We start from the raw sequence: 17,330 nt of genomic DNA, 5'->3' as shown, positions 1-17,330 counted from the left end.
TGCCAAAAAATACCGGGCGCGCCGGTCAGGCGCGCCCGTCGATACGGCGAAGGGCTTAGCTGCCCGACGCCGCGCTCTGCGTAAGAATCACGCTGACGAGCCCCTGGTAGTTGCCGGAAGCCGTGACGGGTTCGACCTTCGTCTGTTCGATCGACAGCGGCAGCACGTTCGAGCCTTGCGCCAGTTCGCCCGGGAACAGCTCAGCCACCTTCAGCGTCGTCGCCGTGGTGGTCACCTCGGTGGCGCCCAGCTTGACCGCCAGCGGAATCTCCGCTGCGCCCGGATTCGTCTGGTTCTTCAGCGCCGGCGTGCTCGCGAGGCGAATCTGCAGATCCTTCGCCTTGTCGTTGGTGAAGATCTTCGTGTTCACCTGCGCGGCCTGAAGGCCCGAGCCCGGCAGATATTGCATCTGCATGGTGGTCGGCAGTGCCGAGCCGTCCGCCGACAGCATTTCGAGCGTCGTGTCGACGTTGGCGGTGACGGTGATGTCCTTCTGAACGGCGTGCGCCGACATCGACATCAGGGCGGCGGCAGCGATCGGAATGAATTTCAGCATGGGTTAGTCCTTCTGGTTGGTTGAAACAATGGTGTGACCCGCCTGGGTCTCGTTATTTGCGCTCGGCGCGTTCATCGCGTCGACGGAATGCGCACGCACAACCTTCTGCTGTACGTCTGCCATTCCCCCTACTCGATATCGGATTCGCACATAAGGTGCGGCACGCAGCCCCTTCAGCGTGAATTGCTGGTCCGGGTAGACGCTGCGATCAAATTTTTTCCACTCGCACGATGCTTCGTCCTGCTCGGACTGGCACGCGCCGGCTTCGAGCAAGCCGATCCGGACGTTGCCGGTATTGACCAGTGCGCCGTTCGACACGTTGAAATCAGGCACGACCGTCTTCGGCAGCACACGGATGAGCGGCGCCCAGACGAGGCTGAAGTTGACCTTGCCGGAGACATCACCCGGTGCGCCGGATTCGTCGTCTGACGGCGCCGCCGCAGGCTGCAGATAGACGCGATACAGCGCCTCCTTCTGCGGCACGCCGAGCGGGATCACCCGCACGAGCCGCGTGCCACCGGCCGGCAACGCGAACTTGGCCGGCGAGATCACGATCGCGTCGTCGCCGGAGTTCATGCCGGCCTCCTCGCGCTCGTGATCCGTCGCCGGATCGATCACGCGCTTCGCGATCGCCTTCACGTATTGCGTCGCATCGGATTTCGAATAGATGCGCAGCTCGGCAGCCGACTCCTTGCCAGTGCCGATCGACGCCGCCATCGGATAGACCAGCATGTTCGCGCTGGCGATCGACGAGGCAAGCGACATCGCGATTGCGCCCAGCGACATCCGGTGCGGGCGGTATTTCCTGTCAAAAATAATTTGCATAACTTATCGATATAGAATCCATTTCGCGCATTCGCGAGCAGTCAAACCTCGCTCGAGTCAGATTCCAGGCGACTTGTCATGAAGCCCTTCGTCGATGCGGGCTGCAAGCGGCAGCCCGATCATTCAGGCAACTGCGGAATCTCCAGCGCTTTGCCTATCCGGCGCCGTGTCAGGCACACCGGCTATCGCAACGCATTGCTTGATTAGGATTTTGACTAAACGGACGGGCACGGAATATAGGATTTGTCCTAAATTTGATGCTTCTGCACCAATCAGTAGGACTAATGCGACTATAAGGGCCCCAATACCCGCGATCCGCATAGTGAAACGGAACGCGACGGGCGACAGGAAAACACGCTCGCGAGACGTTTCCGAACGGAGCGGCTCACAAAACACCGACCGGGGCTACCGGGCAATCGAGACGGGAAGACGCGCGGGCAGGATGCCGGCGCGCGATGCGACGTTGAAAACGCGGGCGAGCACGCATCCGACGGGATGAAACAACTGGCTCGGCGCCAATCGTCGTTGACGTGCCGCAAATGAAGACGGCGAGCGCTAACCCGCCGCCGTTACCTCACGCATTCCGCGAATACACCCTGCGATGCCGCACCGCCTCCGCCAGCACGTCGAGCACCGGCTCCGTCTGCGTCCAGCTCAGGCACGCATCGGTGATCGATACGCCGTATTTCAGCGCCACGCCCGGCTTCAGGTCCTGGCGCCCGGCTTCGAGATGGCTCTCGACCATCACGCCGACGATCCGGTGCTCGCCCTGCCCCAGCTGCCGCGCGAGATCCTGCGCGACGTCGATCTGCCGGTCGTGCGACTTGTTCGAGTTCGCATGCGAGCAGTCGACCATCACCTGCTCGCGCAAGCCGGCCTTGCGCAGCACCGCGCAGCTCGCCTCGACATGTTCGGCGTCGTAGTTCGGGCCGTTCTTGCCGCCGCGCAGGATCACGTGCGCGTCGTCGTTGCCGCGCGTCTCGAAGATCGCGGCCATCCCCATCTTCGTCATCCCCATGAACGCATGGCTCGCGGCCGCGGCGACGATCGCGTCGGACGCGACCTGCACGCCGCCGTCGGTGCCGTTCTTGAAGCCGATCGGGCAGCTCAGGCCCGACGCGAGCTGGCGATGGCTCTGGCTCTCGGTCGTGCGCGCGCCGATCGCGCCCCACGCGATCAGGTCGGCGATGTACTGCGGGCTCAGCAGGTCGAGGAATTCGGTCGACGCCGGCAGGCCGAGCGCATTGATGTCGAGCAGCAGTTGCCGCGCGGCGCGCAGCCCTTCGTTGATGCGGAAGCTGCCGTCGAGGCGCGGATCGTTGATGTAGCCCTTCCAGCCGACCGTCGTGCGCGGCTTCTCGAAGTAGACGCGCATCGTGATCAGCAGGTCGTCCTTCAACGCATCGGCGGCCACCTTCAGACGGCGCGCGTATTCCAGTGCCTGGTCGTGATCGTGGATCGAGCACGGGCCGACGACGAGCAGCAGCCGGTCGTCGCGGCCGTGCAGGATGTCGCCGATCGCGCGGCGCGTATCCTCGACGAGCGTCTGTGTGGCGGCCGGCACCGGCAGTTCGTCCAGCAGCAGCGCCGGCGAAATCAGCGGGCGCACGGCGCCGATGCGGACGTCGTCGATGCGGGTGGTGTCCTGCGTCGCGTCGGCGCTGCCTACCTCGCGATCGTGGGAAGGATTGTCGAGGTTCTGCATGGTGATTCTCCGGGGGACGTCTGGAATGATGGGCAGACTCGATTATGGCACCCGGGCGGGGCGGCGGCGGGTTGCAGCGGGGGAACGGGCGCGGCCGCATGACGGCAGCGCGACGGAGATCAACAGGCGAAAAGAAAAAAGGCGACCCACGAGGGGTCGCCCGGCCACGCGCCGCATCACGCGCGGCGTTGCGGCTAATGCAGCGTCTCGGGCGCCAGCGAATTGCTCGGCAGCAGCGACGTCAGCCAGCAGTTGCTCGGTGCGGCTTTCCCGTTGAAGCGGTCGTAGAGCCACGGCAGCATGCCGGCCACCCACGGCACGATCGCGCCCGCATGCTCGAGCGGATACTCGGTGTACGTGACCGGCGTGCCGCTCGCGCAGAACTTCTGCGCCAGCGCGCGCACGTCGTACGCCATCATCACGCCGTCGCCTACCTGGCTGCTGAACGTGCCATCGAGCGCGCCCGCCGTGCCCTGGCCGATGAACATCGGGATCGTCGGCGATGCGGCCAGCCCCGCATTCACCTTGTTCGCATACGTCACGTACACGGGAATGCTGTTGATGTCGTTCGCGTATTGCGGCTTGAACAGCGTGCCCCAGTGCAGCCCCGTGTACTTCGGCAGGATGTAGGCGAGCGACTGGCTCTGGATGTCCTTGAACACGGCGACGCCGGTATCGCTGAGATAGGGCGTCAGGTCGAAGCCGTAGCCGCGCGACAGCCCGGCCAGCGCGGCCGCGGCCACGCCGCCCCACACGATGCTGCCGTCGACATAGCGCAGGTTGTGTGCGGGATCGACCAGCACGCCGCCTTCCGCCGCGCCGACGAGCTGCCTGTTGATCTCGGGCGCATAGCTCGGCGCGAGCTGCGCGGCCCAGTTCGTCGCGATCGCGCCGCCGGAATAGCCGATCATCGCGACCTTGCTCGACGGATTCAGGCCGGTCGACGGCGTATTGAGCGCCGCGCGGATCGAATCGAGCGTCGTCATCCCGTATTCGGGGCCGGCAGCAAAGTCGGCCGTCTGGCCTTCCGTATCGGGCACGATGACGTTGTAGCCCAGCAGCAGCAGCGTCGACAGCGGAATCGATTCCGCGCTGTAGAGCAATGTGCCGACGTTGATGACCTTGGTCACGTCGCGGTCGCCGGCGATCACCTGCGACGGCTCGTCGTACGGGTTCAGCGAATCGTAGGCCGACTGGTACGAGATGGCCTGGCCGTTGCTGACCTGGCTCCGGATCACGGACGTCACGTTGACGACCGGCTGGTTCAGCGCGTTTTGGGTGCGATACAGCAACTGCTGCGCGGTCAGCGCGGTGGGGATGCCGGCCACGTGATAGGTGACGTTGCGCGTCTTCAGCACCGTGCCCGGTGGAATCGATGCCAGCGGCGTGGTGCCGGTGTACGTGTAGAACGGGTCGGATACGGTCGGCGCGGCGGCGGTGGCCAGCGGCGCGGCGATGGCCAGCGTGGCGGACACGGCGGCCGCGGCCATCATGAAACGTCGGGAGGACATGGGTGGAGCCCCTGGGATAACCTGCTTTCATCGAAGGAAGTTGGGCGGTGCTGCAGACCATCGTGCGTGCCGCTTCAAAACCGTTTCCAAGCCATCGACTGTCTCCTGTGAATGAATGATCCAGGTTGTTCTGAATTTGTAATTTTAGTAGGAGTACCAACCGGATTCATTGAAGCACAACGCGCCCGCGCTCGATGGACGTTTTCCATTGTTTGAAGGTAAACGTCTAAACCCGTCGCCGCGCGATGCAGGTCGCTCCGGCCGTCCGGCCGACTGTCCGCGTTTTGCCGAAGTGCCGTACGATCACGGCTGTCCGGTACCGAAGGCCGCGTCGTGCGATGCCGGCCGCGCGGCGCACCGCCCGCCTGTGACCGATCGTTCCCAGCCCAACCGACACGCCACGATGACCGTCTCCGAACTGCTCCGCGCCATCCGCCAACCGTATGCCGACCGGCTCGCGAAAGCGGCTGCGCAACCGGCCGTATTCGTCGAGCCGGCCTACCGGCGGGCCGACGGCACGCTCGCAACCGAAGGGCCGCTCGCGTTGCCGTGCCGGTCCGACCTCATCGCAACCGAAGGCGAATCGGCCGGCCAGCCGGCAATGGTCGATTCGACCACGCAGCTGGATTTCGAGCCGTTCGCGTTCACCCTCGAAACGGCGGCCGTGTCGATTCGCCCGTTCGTGTGGGACTGGGCCACAATCGAGGCCGACGGTCTCGACGAAAGCGCGGCGGTCGACGCGTTCAAGACGTGGTTCTTCGCGTGGTTCGATGTCGACGACGAGAACACGCCGGGCGACGACGGGCTGCATGCCATCGTTCACTATCTGTCGGAACCCGTTCGCACGGAGCACGGGTGGCGCGTCAATGCGGATCTCGGCTCCGCGCCAGGAGCGGCCGTCGAGGATCTGCTGTTCCAGCTCGTCGATGCGGGCGCCACGCGGATCAGCATCGGTTGACGTGCCGCTTCATTTCTCACACAACGCCATGAAAAAAATCGTCACCACCGTGCTGCTCTGCCTGTCGCTGCCGGCATTCGCCAAGGTGTCCACCGACGTGTTCTGCTTCCGGTCGGAGGGCGACAAGCCCGTGCGCTTCGAGATGCGTACCTACTATGACGATGCGGTTAAATGGTCGGGCGGCATGGTCCGGTATGCGCAATCGAAAACCGCGCTGCCGCTGGTGATCGAGCACGAGGAAGATGCCGTGCTCGACGAAAGCCGTCCGCATCAGTACACGACGACCTGGGTCGAAATGGTCGACGGCAGGATCAACGGGCGTTACGAAATGATGTCCCAGGGCGCAATCATCTATTCGATGACCTACACCCAAGCGCGCACCGGCAAGAAGACTGCGTTCGGCCGCGCGTTGGATGTCGACGCATCGGAACAGACCGGGTGCCGCTGGTGATGCGCCCACTGATCCGGATTGTGCTGGTGCTGATCGCGCTGCGCGCGGGGGCAGCCGACGCCGCGCCGCGCATCGTCTATCGCGGCATGCTGCAAGGCGCCGGCGAGGTCGTCATGGAACTCGACAGCAGTCCAGCGAGCGACGGCAGGATCTCGGGCCGCTATTTCTATACGCAGTACGGCGTCGACATTCCGCTGCACGGCAAGCCCGCGCAGCTCGTCGAGCCGTTCGATCGAAGCGCTTTGCCGGACGATGTACGCGACATGACGCGAGACAGCGGCGAGGCCGACTTCGACCATCCAGCGGCAACCTGGCGCGGCACACCGGACAAGGACGGCTATCGCGGCCAGTGGACCGACGCGCGCACCGGCAAGACGCGCAGCTTCACGCTGCGACGCATCGTTGAATACGATCCCGACGCGGTTGCGCGCGGCTCCGTCGAAGCCATCACCGACCGCATCGCCGGCGGCGTCGGCAGCGATATCGCAAGCGGCGTGTCCATCGACATGCGACAGGCGCCTTATGCAACGCTGAAGCTCGCCGGGCACGCGCAGCCGGCCGGCCCCGAGATCGGAAGCGGCACCGTCGCGTACCGGATGTGGCGCGACCCGCGCACGAAGCTCATGTATCCGCGGCTGAGCCGCCATCCCGATCCGGTGGTCATGGCACGGGTCAACCGCCTGCTCGAGCAGCAGCATTGGCGGATGAGTCTCGCCGCGCTCGGATGCGCGTCGACCCGCTACACCGACGACGGGCCGGCCGCCGGTTCGCTCGGTGACTACGACGATGAACACGTGACGGTCACGTGGCTGTCACCTGCGGCGCTCGGCATCGTCGAATCGGGCAGTACGTACTGTGGTGGCGCCCATCCGAACAATCACTACGATCCGGTCACGTTCGACCTGCTGCGTGGTACGTACCTCGACTGGAATCGCGTGATCGACGCGACTACGGCGGGCAAGGACGGCGAGCCGGGAACGAGCCCCGCGCTGGTGAGCTTCATTACGCGGTTGCGTGACAAGGCAACACACGCGCTGCAAGTGACGGACGGCGAAGGCACTTCGTTGTCGTGCGCCGACGTGTTCCCCGAGTATCTGGCGTTCGAACTCGATGCGCCCGGCAAGCTGTCGTTCGTCGTATCCGGAATCGGTCACGCGGCGGGCGCCTGTCTCGGGCCGCAACTCGATGTGCCGTTTGCGGCGCTCACGCCGATCCTGAGGCCCGATGGCGCGCGTTATCTCGTCCCGGGCGTCAAGCTGAAGTAACGCGGCGGTGCTGGCGGTATCGACATCGCGCGCCAGCCCGGCCGCGTGGCGACGGGGCCGGGCGATGCACATGCGCCGCCGCCATTTACGTCAGGACGCGTCGCCTGGCGCGTCGACGTCGATGCCCAGCTCGCCAGCCATCCGCAGAACCAGCGCATTCAGCCGCGCCACTTCATCCGCGAGGCGCTTCTGTTCGGCCTTCAGCGCTTCGAATTCGGACGGCGGCACGGAATCGGCACCGCCGGCATCCGCGCTTGCGAAGTCGGCCACGTTCACTTCTCCGCACATCAGGTGCATCCAGCGATTCTCGCGTGCGCCCGGCGCGCGCGGCAGCCGGATGACGAGCGGCTGCGCGCGCGCCGCGAGTTCGTCGAGGAACGCCTCGACCGACGAGATATCCGCGAAGCCGTGCAGACGCGCGCTGTTCAGGCGGAGTTCGGCGGCCGTCTGCGGGCCGCGCAGCAGCAGGATCGTCAGCAGCGCGATCGCCTGGCTCGGGATGCCGAGCACGCGGTTCACGTTGTGCTCGAAACGCGGCACGCGGCTGCTGCTGCCTTCCATCACGATGCTCAGGTGCTTCAGCCCGTCGAGCGCGGTCGTGACTTCATCCTCGCTGACGTTCATCACCGGCGAGCGCGCGGTTTTCTGGTTGCAGCCCGCGGTCAGCGCATTCAGCGACAGCGGATAGGTGTCCGGAACCGTGTGCTGTTTCTCGACGAGCACACCGAGAATGCGGGCCTCGAGGGGCGTGAGTTCGCGAAGAGCGCGTGGCGTGGGCGTATCCGGCGTGGTGTTCATAAGTGGCGTCGCAGCGTGCAGCAGGTGAAGGGAAACGGTCGCGGCCCGTCCGGCATCGCGCACGGGCGAGCCATATGATAGCTCGCGTCGCGTGGCCGGGCGGCGCACGGCGCGCCGACGCGCGCACTTGCCGCAGCCGGCTTTCGTCCAACGTATCGGCCGGCCGGTGCCGCGCGGCGGATTCCGCCGCCTTACTCCCGGCCGCGTTTGCGCGACGCGCAGCCGGGCGCTACGATATGCGTCACTCCGACGTCCGCGGCGCCGCGCGACCGCCTTCGCACGCAACACTACGCATCGCCCGTCCCGCACGCCATGCCGCCGCGCATGCGCACCGCGCGTCGACGCCGCTCATCCGTTCACCTCTTCGAACCGCTCACCGCCATGACCGCATCCTCTTCCGCCCCGCACGTGCGCGCCATCGTCACCGGACACACACGCGGCCTCGGCGCGTCGCTCGCCGAACAACTGCTGCTGGAAGGCGTCGCCGTACTCGGCGTGTCACGCAGCCGCCATCCGTCGCTCGCGTCGCAAGCCGGCGACCGTTTCGCTGAAATCGAACTCGACCTGTCGGACACGTCGGCCGTCGCGGCCTGGCTGGCCGGCGATACGCTGCGCCGCTTCGTCGACGGCGCGTCGATCGTGCTGCTGTTCAACAACGCGGGCATCGTCGATCCGATCGGCCCGCTCGCCGCGCAGGATCCGGCGATCGTCGCGCGCGCGGTCGGCGTGAACGTCGCGGCGCCGCTGATGCTGTCGGCCGCGCTCGCGCAGGCGGCATCGGCCACGACCGAATGCCGGATCCTGCACGTGTCGAGCGGCGCGGCACGCAACGCGTACGCCGGCTGGAGCATCTACTGTGCGACCAAGGCTGCACTCGATCACCACGCACGTGCGGTCGCGCTCGACGCGAACCGCGCCGTGCGGATCTGCAGCGTCGCGCCGGGCGTCGTCGATACCGGCATGCAGGCGACGATCCGCTCGACCAGCGAAGACAACTTCCCGATGCGCGAGAAATTCGACCAGCTGAAGTCGAGCGGCGCGCTCGCGACGCCTGAGGCAGCCGCGCGACAGTTGATCGGCTATGCGCTGAGCGACGCGTTCGGTTCGGTGCCGACCGCCGACGTGCGGGAACTGCCGAGCCACTGAGTCACGCGGCCACGCGGCCCGTCAACGCCCTTCGAGCCGCTTCGTCCAGTCTTCGACCTGTCGCTCCGCTCGGCGCTTGTCGAGCATCTTGCGCCAGCCGGGCGGCAGGTTCTGCACGTCGCACAACGCGTCGAGTGCGGCCATGTCGAGCGTGCGCCGGTACAGCACGTCGAGCACGGCCGCCAGCGGCCACTGCGGATAGTCGCGCCGATGCAGCGCGAGCACGTCGCCCGGCGCCACCCAACCTTCCTGCAGCACGCGGTAGTACCAGCCCGTTCGGCCGCTTTGCTGCACGAGCGCGGCCATCCGCGGATGATCGAAACGCGCATTGAGCTTCCAGCACGGCTGCCGCGACTGCGACACCTGAAGCACGGCGCCGCCCAGCGTGAACACGTCGCCGAGACACACGTCGTGCTCGGTCACACCGTGCGTCGACAGGTTCTCGCCGAACGCACCCGGTTGCGCGAGCACGTCGCGCGTGCCGATCTGCGCGGACCACCACGCATAGTGATCGTGCGCATAGTGGTGAACCGCCTTGTCGGGGCCGCCGTGATGCCGCGCATCGGCCTGCTCGTCGCCGGCGAAGCCGAGCGTGCCCAGCCACAGGCGCGAGTCGACCGCCTGCTTGTCGATCGCGCTGGCGTGCGGTGTGCCGGCCAGCGGCCGGCTCGACCCGACCCGCACCGCGCCGATGGCGGCCGAGATCGCCGGCCGTGCCGCATCGTTCATGGCGTCACACCGTCCGGCAGTGTCGCGAGCAGCCGTTCGAGCTCGCGCGTGCGCGCGTCGCCGAGCGGCATCAGCGGCTTCCTCGGTTCGCCGGCATCGAAGCCGCGCAGGCGCAACCCGGCCTTCACGGTCACCGGCAACCCGCCGTTGACGATGAACTGCAGCAGCGGCAGCTGCGCATGAAAGACCGTCCGCGCGCGCGCCAGGTCGCCCACGCGCATCGCGTCGAACAGCGCCAGCGGCAACGCCGCATTCAAGTTCGGCGCGGCCGTGCACCATCCGGCCGCGCCCGCTGCAAGCGCGGCGAGCGCCATCGGATTGCTGCCGTTGTAGAACGGGATCGCGCCGTCGCTCAGTTGAGCAAGCCGGTGCATCCGCCCGATGTCGCCGGTGCTCTCCTTCACCATCGTCACGTTGTCGACGGCCCGGCAGATCGTCGCGATCAGGTCGGGCGACATGTCGACGCCGCTCGTCGCAGGGTTGTTGTACAGCATGATCGGGATGCCGATGGCAGCGCCGATCGCGCGATAGTGCGCGACGATCTCGTCGTTGGCGAGTTTCCAGTACGACACCGGCAGCACCATCACCGCATCGGCGCCGGCCTGTTCGGCGAAGCGCGCGCGGCGCACCGCGCCCGCCGTGGTGAGATCGGAAATGCCGACGACGGTCGGCACGCGCCGGCGCACCGCGCGAATCGACGCGGTGGCAACCGCCTCCCATTCCGCGTCGGACAGGTACGCGCTTTCGCCGGTACTGCCCAGCGGCGCGATCGCGTGGACGCCGTCGGCAATCAGGCGGTCGATCAGCGCATCGAGCGCTTTCAGGTCGACTTCGCCGTCAGTGGTGAACGGGGTAACCGGGTAGGCAATGATGCCTTTCAGCAAGATGGACACGATATGTATTCCTCAGTGATGATCGAACTAGGCGAAAACGAAGAGCACATTCACGCGACGCAGTCCTGATGCGTGCGCAATGCCCGGCGTGCGTAGTAGTCGAACGTCACCGCATCGCGCTTCGGCTTCGAAATCCAGTCGTGCGCTTCACGCGCCAGCGCCGGCGGCACCGGCTTGATCTCGCCGGCCGACATCGCGAGCAGTTGCAGCTTCGCGGCGCGCTCGATCAGCAGCGCGAGGATGCAGGCTTCCTCGATCGTCTTGCCGACCACGAGTTGCCCATGGTGCGACAGCAGGATCGCGCGCTTGCTGCCGAGCGCCTTCGAGATGATCTCGCCTTCCTCGTTGCCGACCGGCACGCCGGGCCAGTCTTTCAGGAACGCGCAATCGTCGTACAGCGGGCAGGTATCCATGTGCGACACGACGAGCGGCTGCTCGAGCATCGATAGCGCCGCGACGTGCGCCGGATGCGTATGGATGATGCAGTTCACGTCCGGGCGCTCGCGGTAGATCCACGTATGGAACCGGTTGGCCGGATTCGGGATGCCCTCGCCGTCGACGACGTCGAGATCCTCGTTGACGCGCAGCAGGTTCGCGGCCGAGATCTCGTCGAAGCCGAGCCCGAGCCGCTGCGTGTAGTACGTGCCGGCGGCGTCCGCGCGGCAGGTGATCTGCCCGGCCAGGCCCGAATCGTGACCGGCGTCGAACAGGATCCGGCACGTGAGCGCGAGCTTCTGCCGCGCGGACCAGCCGCTGTCGCCCACCGCGTTGTCCAGACGCCGCTCCGCCAGCGCGACCAGCGCCTCCTTCGTCAAATTCAGCGTTTCCGCCATGTTCGCCTCCTGAATGGATCGGGTCTGCCGCGCCGTCCGCGGCCGTTTCCCCGGCATCACGTGACACACGATACACCACAGGACACTTTGTGTCATGCGTTACAATCGGTTTTTCGAAGGACACCTGGCGCCCCATGACGATTCGCCTGAAGCTGCTCAGAAAACAGAAGGGCTGGACGCTCGACGTGCTGGCCGACGAGACGGGCCTCACCAAGAGCTACCTGTCGAAAGTCGAGCGCGGCCTGAGCGTGCCGTCGATCGCGGTCGCGCTGAAGCTGTCGAAGGCACTGAATGTCGATGTCGAGCAGTTGTTCTCGGAAAGCCACAACCGCGAGCTGATCACGGTCACGCGTGCCGGCGAGCGCACGGCGATGGGCGCGGCGGCCGACAGCCACGCGCACCGCTTCGAGAGCATCGCGGCCGGCGTCGCGCCGAAGAAGATGCTGCCGTTCATCGTGCATCCGCCGCACGAATTCGTCGCATCGACGCTTCGCGAGCACGAAGGCGAGGAATTCCTGTTCGTGCACAAGGGGCGCGTCGAAATCGAATTTCCGAACGAGACGGTGCAACTCAAGGCCGGCGATTCAGTCTATTTCAACGCACTCATCCCGCACCGCACGCGCAGCCTCGGCACCGCGCAGGCGGAGATCCTGGTCGTCGTCAGTCACGACGACTAGCATCGTCACCTCTTCGCGCAAGGATCCCCGATGGTCACGAAGGCCACCGCACCGTTCCAGCAGATCAAGACGCTCGTTCGCCAGAACGTCGAATCGGGCGACTGGCGCCCCGGCGACCGCATTCCGTCCGAGCTCGATCTCGCCGCGCAGTTCGGCGTTGCGCGCATGACGGTCAACCGCGCGCTGCGCGAGCTGACCGAGGAAGGCGTGCTGAAGCGCATCGCGGGCGTCGGCACCTTCGTCGCCGAGGTGAAGCCGCAGTCGAATCTGCTGATGATCGCGCACATCCGCGACGAAATCCGCGCGCGCGGGCACGAATATCGCTGCCGCGTGCTGAGCCGGTCGAGCGAACCCGCGTCGTTCGACGTCGCGGCCGCGTTCGGCCTGCCGGTCAACACGCCGGTGTTTCATGTGGTGTGCGTGCACGAGGAAAACGGCCGCCCGATCCAGCTCGAGGATCGTTACGTGAACCCGGCCGCCGCGCCCGGCTTCATCGACCAGGATTTCCAGGTCGAACCGCCCTCCGAGTACCTGTACAACAACGTGTCGCACTACGAACTGGAAATCGAGCACGTGGTCGATGCGTCGCTGCCGACCGGCGAACAAGCGCAGCTGCTCGACATGCGCGCCGACGAGCCGTGTCTCACGCTCACGCGCCGCACCTGGACGAACGGGCTGCCCGTCACGTTCGTGCATTTCCTGCATCCGGGCAACCGCTACCGGCTCGGCTCGCGTTTCAAGCCGGGCGCCGGACGCCACCCGACCTGATCCTTTTCCCCCAGTACAAAAACGCACGGCGGCCGTTTCGTCAGGAAACGGCCGCCGCGTCCGTCATGCACGCCCGCCGGCGTCAGATCGCGCCGGCCTGCCCCGCGCCACGCGACCACACGACCGGAAACAGCGGGTGATCGAGCGGCGCGCCGTCAGGCAGCTGCTCCGCAAGCCCGGGGAAATCGGGCGACGTCTTCCAGCGGCGCGGCGCGTGACGGATATCGTCGCCGACGAAGCGGATCGAGAACGCGCGGCGGCGATTCTGCGTACCGCCCGACGCATGCAGCGTGAGCATCCGGAAGCACACCATGTCGCCAGGCTCCAGCGCCCAGTGGCGGATCGGAAACGCCGCGCGATCGCCCTCGATGTCGGGCAGGTCGGCCAGGCTGCCTTCCGGGAACCACTTCGCTTCCTTGTCCATGAACGTGCGCGGCATCAGCCACGGCCCGAGATGCGAGCCCGCGACGAATTCCAGCGTCGATTCGAGCGGCACCGGATCGACCGGAATCCACATGCTGACGTTGTCGTCGCCTTCGATGTTGTAGTACGGCTGGTCCTGGTGCCACGGCGTGCGCTGCCGCGTGCCGGGCTCCTTCACGAGCAGGTGGTCGTGATGCAGCCGCACGTTGTCGGTGCCCATCAGCGCGGCCGCGACGGACGGCGCCGGCGAGCGCACGATGAAGTCGCGATACGCGTCGTTGTGCTGCCAGTTGCAGAAATCCTCGAAGAACCAGCCGGGATCGTCGGGCCGGCTCGCGACTTTCGCGCGCTCGCTCGGCTGTGCGAGATTCGTGTCGATGCCGGCGCGCAGCGCGGCGACTTCGTCGGGCGAGAAGATGCCCTTGATGCAGACCGCCCCTTCCTCGCGAAACGCGGCGATCAGTTCGGGCGTCACGGCTTGCGCGACGCGATCCTGGATACTCGTCATGGTGTGCCTGTCGATTGAATGAATCACGGAATCACGGTGCCGAAGTCAGTTGCTGCTTCGCGCCGTAGATGTCGAAGTCGAAGTATTTCGCGGCGATCTTCTGGTACGTGCCGTTCGCGCGAATCGCGACGATCGCGTCGTTCAGCCGCTTCTTCATCGCTTCGTCGCCCTTGCGCACGCCCATCGCGACGCCGTAGCCGGTGATCCGCACGTCGGTCACGTCGGGGCCCGCGAACGCGTAGCCCTTGCCGCGCGGCGTCTTCAGGAACGAGTAGCCGGCCTGCGTCTTGTCCTGGAAGGTCGCGTCGAGGCGGCCGTTGACGAGATCCTGGTACACCTGGTCCTGATTCTGGTACGAGACGATCGTCACGCCCTTGGTCGCCCATTCGGCCTTCGCGTACGTCTCCTGCGTCGTGCCCTGGTCGATCCCGATGCGCTTGCCCGCGAGCGATGCGGCGGTCGGCAGCAGCTTCGAGCCGACCGGCGCGACGAGCGCGCCCGGCGACGCATACAGCTTGTTCGAGAAGTCGATCTGCTTGAGCCGCTCGTCGGTGGCGGTCATCGCGGACATGATCACGTCGAACTTGCGCGCGCGCAGCGCCGGAATCATCCCGTCGAAGCCCTGCTCGACCCACACGCACTTCGCATGCAGTTGCTCGCAGATCGCATTGCGCAGGTCGATGTCGAAGCCGGCAAGCGAGCCGTCGGGCTGCTTCGCCTCGAACGGCGGATACGTGGGGTCGATGCCCCAGCGGATCGTCGACGCGTCCTGCGCGAACGACACGAGCGGCGCGAACGCCAGCGCGGTAACGAGGAGCTTTGCAGTGCGGTTCATGGCATGTCCTTGAGAGTCTCGACGCGGCGGGCGAACGCCGGCGTCCGGTGGGGAGCGTTGCGCGAAAGACAGGGACTTCGATGAAACTGCGTTGCAGTCTAGACCGCTCAATTTTTGAGCGCAAGCGGGGGAAACGGGGGTGGGGTGGGTGGAGGGTGAGCGGAGACTTGGATTGGGAAAGAAGCACGGAGTGATGCTTGCAGAATGACTGTCTGGTGGGGGTTTTCTGGCCTTTTTGAGGTGTTTACCCTGCACGACGCACGCCCGCCACAGGACGTGTTTTTCCGGATATCAGTGGGGTCACGATGTCTATACCAGTCGTCGAAACGAGGCTTCGCCCGACGCTTCCTGATCCGGCACATGAGACACGCCCTATACCGCATTGAAAGTAGCGAATGCACTCCGCTAGTCACAGTGACCGCCCTCGCGGCCCCCTGGCGCGCCCCCGCTACCGGCAGATCACGCCAGACCCGCGACGCCACTCCGCGTCCGGCGAAACCGCGATTGCCCGCGGCGTCCGGCCATGTTAAAAGTCGTCGCACGCATTTGGAAATGAAATGCTCGAATCCACAGAAGTGCAGAAATGAATAGACCCCTGTTCGACCTCGACCTGCTGCGCGCGCTCGTGATGGTCGCCGACTGCGGCAGCTTCACGACGGCCTCCGCGCGCCTGCATTCGACGCAGTCGACGGTCAGCCAGAAGGTGCGCCGGCTCGAGGAAATCGCCGGGCACCGCCTGCTCGACCGCGGCACGCGCGACGTGCGGCCGACCGACGCGGGCGTGACGGTGCTCAGCTATGCGCGGCGCATGATCGCGCTGAACGACGAAATGCTGGAAGCGCTGTCGGGCACCACGGTCGCGCTGACGATCCGGCTCGGCGTGCCCGACGATTTCGCGGCGGGCCGCACGACGCATGCGCTCGCGGCGTTCAACCGCGAGCATCCGCAGGTGAAGCTCGAAGTGATGTGCGGGCTGAGCCGCGACATCAGCGCGGCGTACGACCGGGGCGAGCTCGACCTCGTGCTGATCAAGCAGCGGCGCGACAGCCGCGAGGCCGTCGTGCGCTGGCCCGAGAAGCTGCGCTGGATCGACAGCGCGCAGCATCCGTCGATCGATCTCGACCCGGTGCCGATCGTCGTGTTTCCGCCGCGCGGGCTCTATCGCGACGACATGATCAAGGCGATCGAGGAGCGCGGCCGCCGCTGGCGGATCAGCTTCACGACGTCGAGCCTGAGCGGCATCCAGGCCGCCGTCGCGGACGGGCTCGGCATCAGCGTGCTGCCCGCGCGCGTGGTGACGGACGAGCACGTCGTGCTGACCGCGAAGCAGGGTTTCGCGCCAATCGAGCACATGGACATCGCGATCCTGCATCGGCCGACGGCCGATCCGATGGTCAGCGAACTGACCAAGTCGCTCGCAACGATGCTGGAGCTCGAGGAGTAGCAAGAAAGCCGGATGCGGCAAAGGAAAGGACGCCGCGGCGCCGCACCGGCACGGCTCGCGGGCGCGTCGAAACGCCCGGTGCGCGGCACTCGGCACTCGGCACTCGGCACTCGGCACTCAGCACTCAGCACTCAGCACTCAGCACCCGGTACCCGGTACCCGGTACCCGTCAGAACATCGTGTTCCCGTTCGCGGCCTGCTCGGGCACGGGTTGATTGACGTCCCAGTGCTCGACGATCTTGCCGTTCTCGAGCCGGAAGATGTCCATGATCGCGCTGCCGCGCGCGCCGGGTTCGCGCACCGCGTGCACGTGCAGGATCACGTAGTCGCCGTCGACGAACGAGCGCTTGATCTCGCTGTGCGACTGCGGATATTTGTCGCGCAGGAATGCGACGAACTTGCGGAAACCGTCGCGGCCGTCGGCCGCGTTCGGGTTGTGCTGCACGTAGCGATCGCCGACATACGCGAGTGCGGCGTCCGCGTCTTTCTCGTTCAGGCCTTTTTCGTAGAACGCGAGCACCGTCCGCCGGTTGGCTTCCTGCTGCGCGTCGGTTGGCCCGGCCGCCACCGCATGCGCGGCGCTCACGGCGAACAGGGCCGCCGCCATCCATCGTGCGGCCCGTGCCGCTGTCGTGCGTCGCATCGTCGTCTCCCGGGAAATCCGGCTGAAAACCGGATCATACCGGGGCGACGCCGCGCTCACGCTTCACTCAGACCAGCGCGCCGTTACGCGCAACGATCTTCCCCGACGACACGACGAGCCGCCGCACCGGCCGCACGACGACGGCCTCGGCGAACGTCAGCGCGTCGACGAGCACGACGTCCGCGCGGCTGCCCGGCTGCAGCCCGTAACCATCGAAGCCGCAACCGCGCGCCGCGCTGTGCGTCACGCAGTCGAGCGCGACTTCGAGCGCATCGTCGCGGCGGAAATCGTTGCGCATGCCAATCAGCATCGCGCGTTCGAGCATGTCGGGCGATCCATACGGCGTCCACGTATCGCGCACG

General features: G+C 66.3%; 18 protein-coding genes and 1 pseudogene. 7 read left to right on the top strand and 12 right to left on the bottom strand.

What is annotated here, in order from left to right; all coding sequences use genetic code 11:
• Window positions 1–55: 55 nt before the first annotated feature.
• The 4 genes from cblA to JYJ84_RS04435 all read right to left on the bottom strand — a co-directional run bounded on the left by cblA (window position 56) and on the right by JYJ84_RS04435 (window position 4,597).
• Complete coding sequence (cblA, locus tag JYJ84_RS04450; RefSeq protein ID WP_174957894.1) at window positions 56–556, bottom strand: cable pilus major pilin CblA; 501 nt, start codon at window positions 554–556, stop codon at window positions 56–58.
• A gap of 3 nt (window positions 557–559) precedes the next feature.
• Window positions 560–1,381: a cable pilus chaperone CblB gene (cblB, locus tag JYJ84_RS04445; RefSeq protein ID WP_175222728.1), complete on the bottom strand. Its 822-nt coding sequence runs from the start codon at window positions 1,379–1,381 to the stop codon at window positions 560–562.
• Window positions 1,382–1,955: 574 nt separating this feature from the next.
• Window positions 1,956–3,086, bottom strand: coding sequence for a 3-deoxy-7-phosphoheptulonate synthase (locus tag JYJ84_RS04440; protein WP_226216429.1), 1,131 nt, complete (start codon window positions 3,084–3,086; stop codon window positions 1,956–1,958).
• A gap of 194 nt (window positions 3,087–3,280) precedes the next feature.
• Window positions 3,281–4,597, bottom strand: coding sequence for a lipase family protein (locus JYJ84_RS04435; protein WP_122948303.1), 1,317 nt, complete (start codon window positions 4,595–4,597; stop codon window positions 3,281–3,283).
• A 403-nt stretch (window positions 4,598–5,000) separates the two neighbouring features.
• Between JYJ84_RS04435 and JYJ84_RS04430 the strand changes: the two genes are divergently transcribed.
• From JYJ84_RS04430 to JYJ84_RS04420, 3 genes are read left to right on the top strand one after another with little or no spacing between them, the layout of a single operon-like run.
• Entirely contained in the window at window positions 5,001–5,555 is a 555-nt protein-coding gene (locus JYJ84_RS04430; RefSeq protein WP_174957896.1) for a hypothetical protein, read from the top strand.
• The gene (locus tag JYJ84_RS04425) at window positions 5,524–6,006 is read left to right on the top strand and encodes a hypothetical protein (RefSeq protein ID WP_240201831.1); all 483 of its coding nucleotides are present in this window, start codon (window positions 5,524–5,526) and stop codon (window positions 6,004–6,006) included. The genes JYJ84_RS04430 and JYJ84_RS04425 overlap by 32 nt, the downstream gene beginning before the upstream one ends.
• Window positions 6,006–7,271, top strand: a complete 1,266-nt coding sequence (locus tag JYJ84_RS04420) for a hypothetical protein (protein ID WP_175222727.1) — start codon at window positions 6,006–6,008, stop codon at window positions 7,269–7,271. Before JYJ84_RS04425 ends, JYJ84_RS04420 begins: the two co-directional genes overlap by 1 nt.
• A gap of 90 nt (window positions 7,272–7,361) precedes the next feature.
• On the opposite strand, the gene JYJ84_RS04415 is transcribed toward JYJ84_RS04420, so the two are convergent.
• A complete protein-coding gene (locus JYJ84_RS04415; RefSeq protein ID WP_089451609.1) occupies window positions 7,362–8,069 on the bottom strand; it encodes a YceH family protein in 708 nt (235 codons plus the stop codon).
• Between the two features lie 381 nt (window positions 8,070–8,450).
• On the opposite strand from JYJ84_RS04415, the gene JYJ84_RS04410 reads away from it, so the two are divergent.
• Complete coding sequence (locus JYJ84_RS04410) at window positions 8,451–9,215, top strand: SDR family oxidoreductase (RefSeq protein WP_175222726.1); 765 nt, start codon at window positions 8,451–8,453, stop codon at window positions 9,213–9,215.
• Between the two features lie 21 nt (window positions 9,216–9,236).
• Here JYJ84_RS04410 and JYJ84_RS04405 read toward each other — a convergent pair whose 3' ends face one another.
• From JYJ84_RS04405 to JYJ84_RS04395, 3 genes are read right to left on the bottom strand one after another with little or no spacing between them, the layout of a single operon-like run.
• Window positions 9,237–9,944 (bottom strand): MOSC domain-containing protein, encoded by a 708-nt coding sequence (locus JYJ84_RS04405; RefSeq protein WP_175222725.1) that lies wholly within the window; start codon window positions 9,942–9,944, stop codon window positions 9,237–9,239.
• Window positions 9,941–10,837, bottom strand: coding sequence for a dihydrodipicolinate synthase family protein (locus JYJ84_RS04400; RefSeq protein WP_175222724.1), 897 nt, complete (start codon window positions 10,835–10,837; stop codon window positions 9,941–9,943). Before JYJ84_RS04400 ends, JYJ84_RS04405 begins: the two co-directional genes overlap by 4 nt.
• A 50-nt stretch (window positions 10,838–10,887) precedes the next feature.
• Window positions 10,888–11,670, bottom strand: coding sequence for an aldolase (locus JYJ84_RS04395; protein WP_048988835.1), 783 nt, complete (start codon window positions 11,668–11,670; stop codon window positions 10,888–10,890).
• A 134-nt stretch (window positions 11,671–11,804) separates the two neighbouring features.
• Here JYJ84_RS04395 and JYJ84_RS04390 point away from each other — a divergent pair, with 134 nt between their 5' ends.
• Together JYJ84_RS04390 and hutC are read left to right on the top strand one after the other, a co-directional pair.
• The gene (locus JYJ84_RS04390) at window positions 11,805–12,347 is read left to right on the top strand and encodes a helix-turn-helix domain-containing protein (RefSeq protein ID WP_043186436.1); all 543 of its coding nucleotides are present in this window, start codon (window positions 11,805–11,807) and stop codon (window positions 12,345–12,347) included.
• Window positions 12,348–12,377: 30 nt separating this feature from the next.
• A complete protein-coding gene (gene hutC / locus JYJ84_RS04385; protein WP_122948313.1) occupies window positions 12,378–13,115 on the top strand; it encodes a histidine utilization repressor in 738 nt (245 codons plus the stop codon).
• A gap of 82 nt (window positions 13,116–13,197) precedes the next feature.
• On the opposite strand, the gene JYJ84_RS04380 is transcribed toward hutC, so the two are convergent.
• Both JYJ84_RS04380 and JYJ84_RS04375 read right to left on the bottom strand, forming a co-directional pair.
• Window positions 13,198–14,046: a phytanoyl-CoA dioxygenase family protein gene (locus tag JYJ84_RS04380; RefSeq protein ID WP_011353689.1), complete on the bottom strand. Its 849-nt coding sequence runs from the start codon at window positions 14,044–14,046 to the stop codon at window positions 13,198–13,200.
• 31 nt (window positions 14,047–14,077) lie between these two features.
• Entirely contained in the window at window positions 14,078–14,881 is an 804-nt protein-coding gene (locus tag JYJ84_RS04375) for an ABC transporter substrate-binding protein (protein ID WP_174957907.1), read from the bottom strand.
• A 583-nt stretch (window positions 14,882–15,464) separates the two neighbouring features.
• On the opposite strand from JYJ84_RS04375, the gene JYJ84_RS04370 reads away from it, so the two are divergent.
• A complete protein-coding gene (locus tag JYJ84_RS04370; RefSeq protein ID WP_122948315.1) occupies window positions 15,465–16,325 on the top strand; it encodes a LysR family transcriptional regulator in 861 nt (286 codons plus the stop codon).
• A 169-nt stretch (window positions 16,326–16,494) separates the two neighbouring features.
• Here JYJ84_RS04370 and JYJ84_RS04365 read toward each other — a convergent pair whose 3' ends face one another.
• Together JYJ84_RS04365 and JYJ84_RS04360 are read right to left on the bottom strand one after the other, a co-directional pair.
• Window positions 16,495–16,968 (bottom strand): nuclear transport factor 2 family protein, encoded by a 474-nt coding sequence (locus tag JYJ84_RS04365; RefSeq protein WP_175222723.1) that lies wholly within the window; start codon window positions 16,966–16,968, stop codon window positions 16,495–16,497.
• A 67-nt stretch (window positions 16,969–17,035) separates the two neighbouring features.
• Window positions 17,036–17,330: pseudogene (locus JYJ84_RS04360) on the bottom strand (cytosine deaminase); the annotation flags it as partial.

Origin of the sequence: Burkholderia sp. LMG 13014 (assembly GCF_905232215.1) — a bacterium.
GTDB lineage: Bacteria > Pseudomonadota > Gammaproteobacteria > Burkholderiales > Burkholderiaceae > Burkholderia.
The sequence above is the reverse complement of the archived record's forward strand: the minus strand, read 5'-3'. Positions and strand labels throughout refer to the sequence as shown.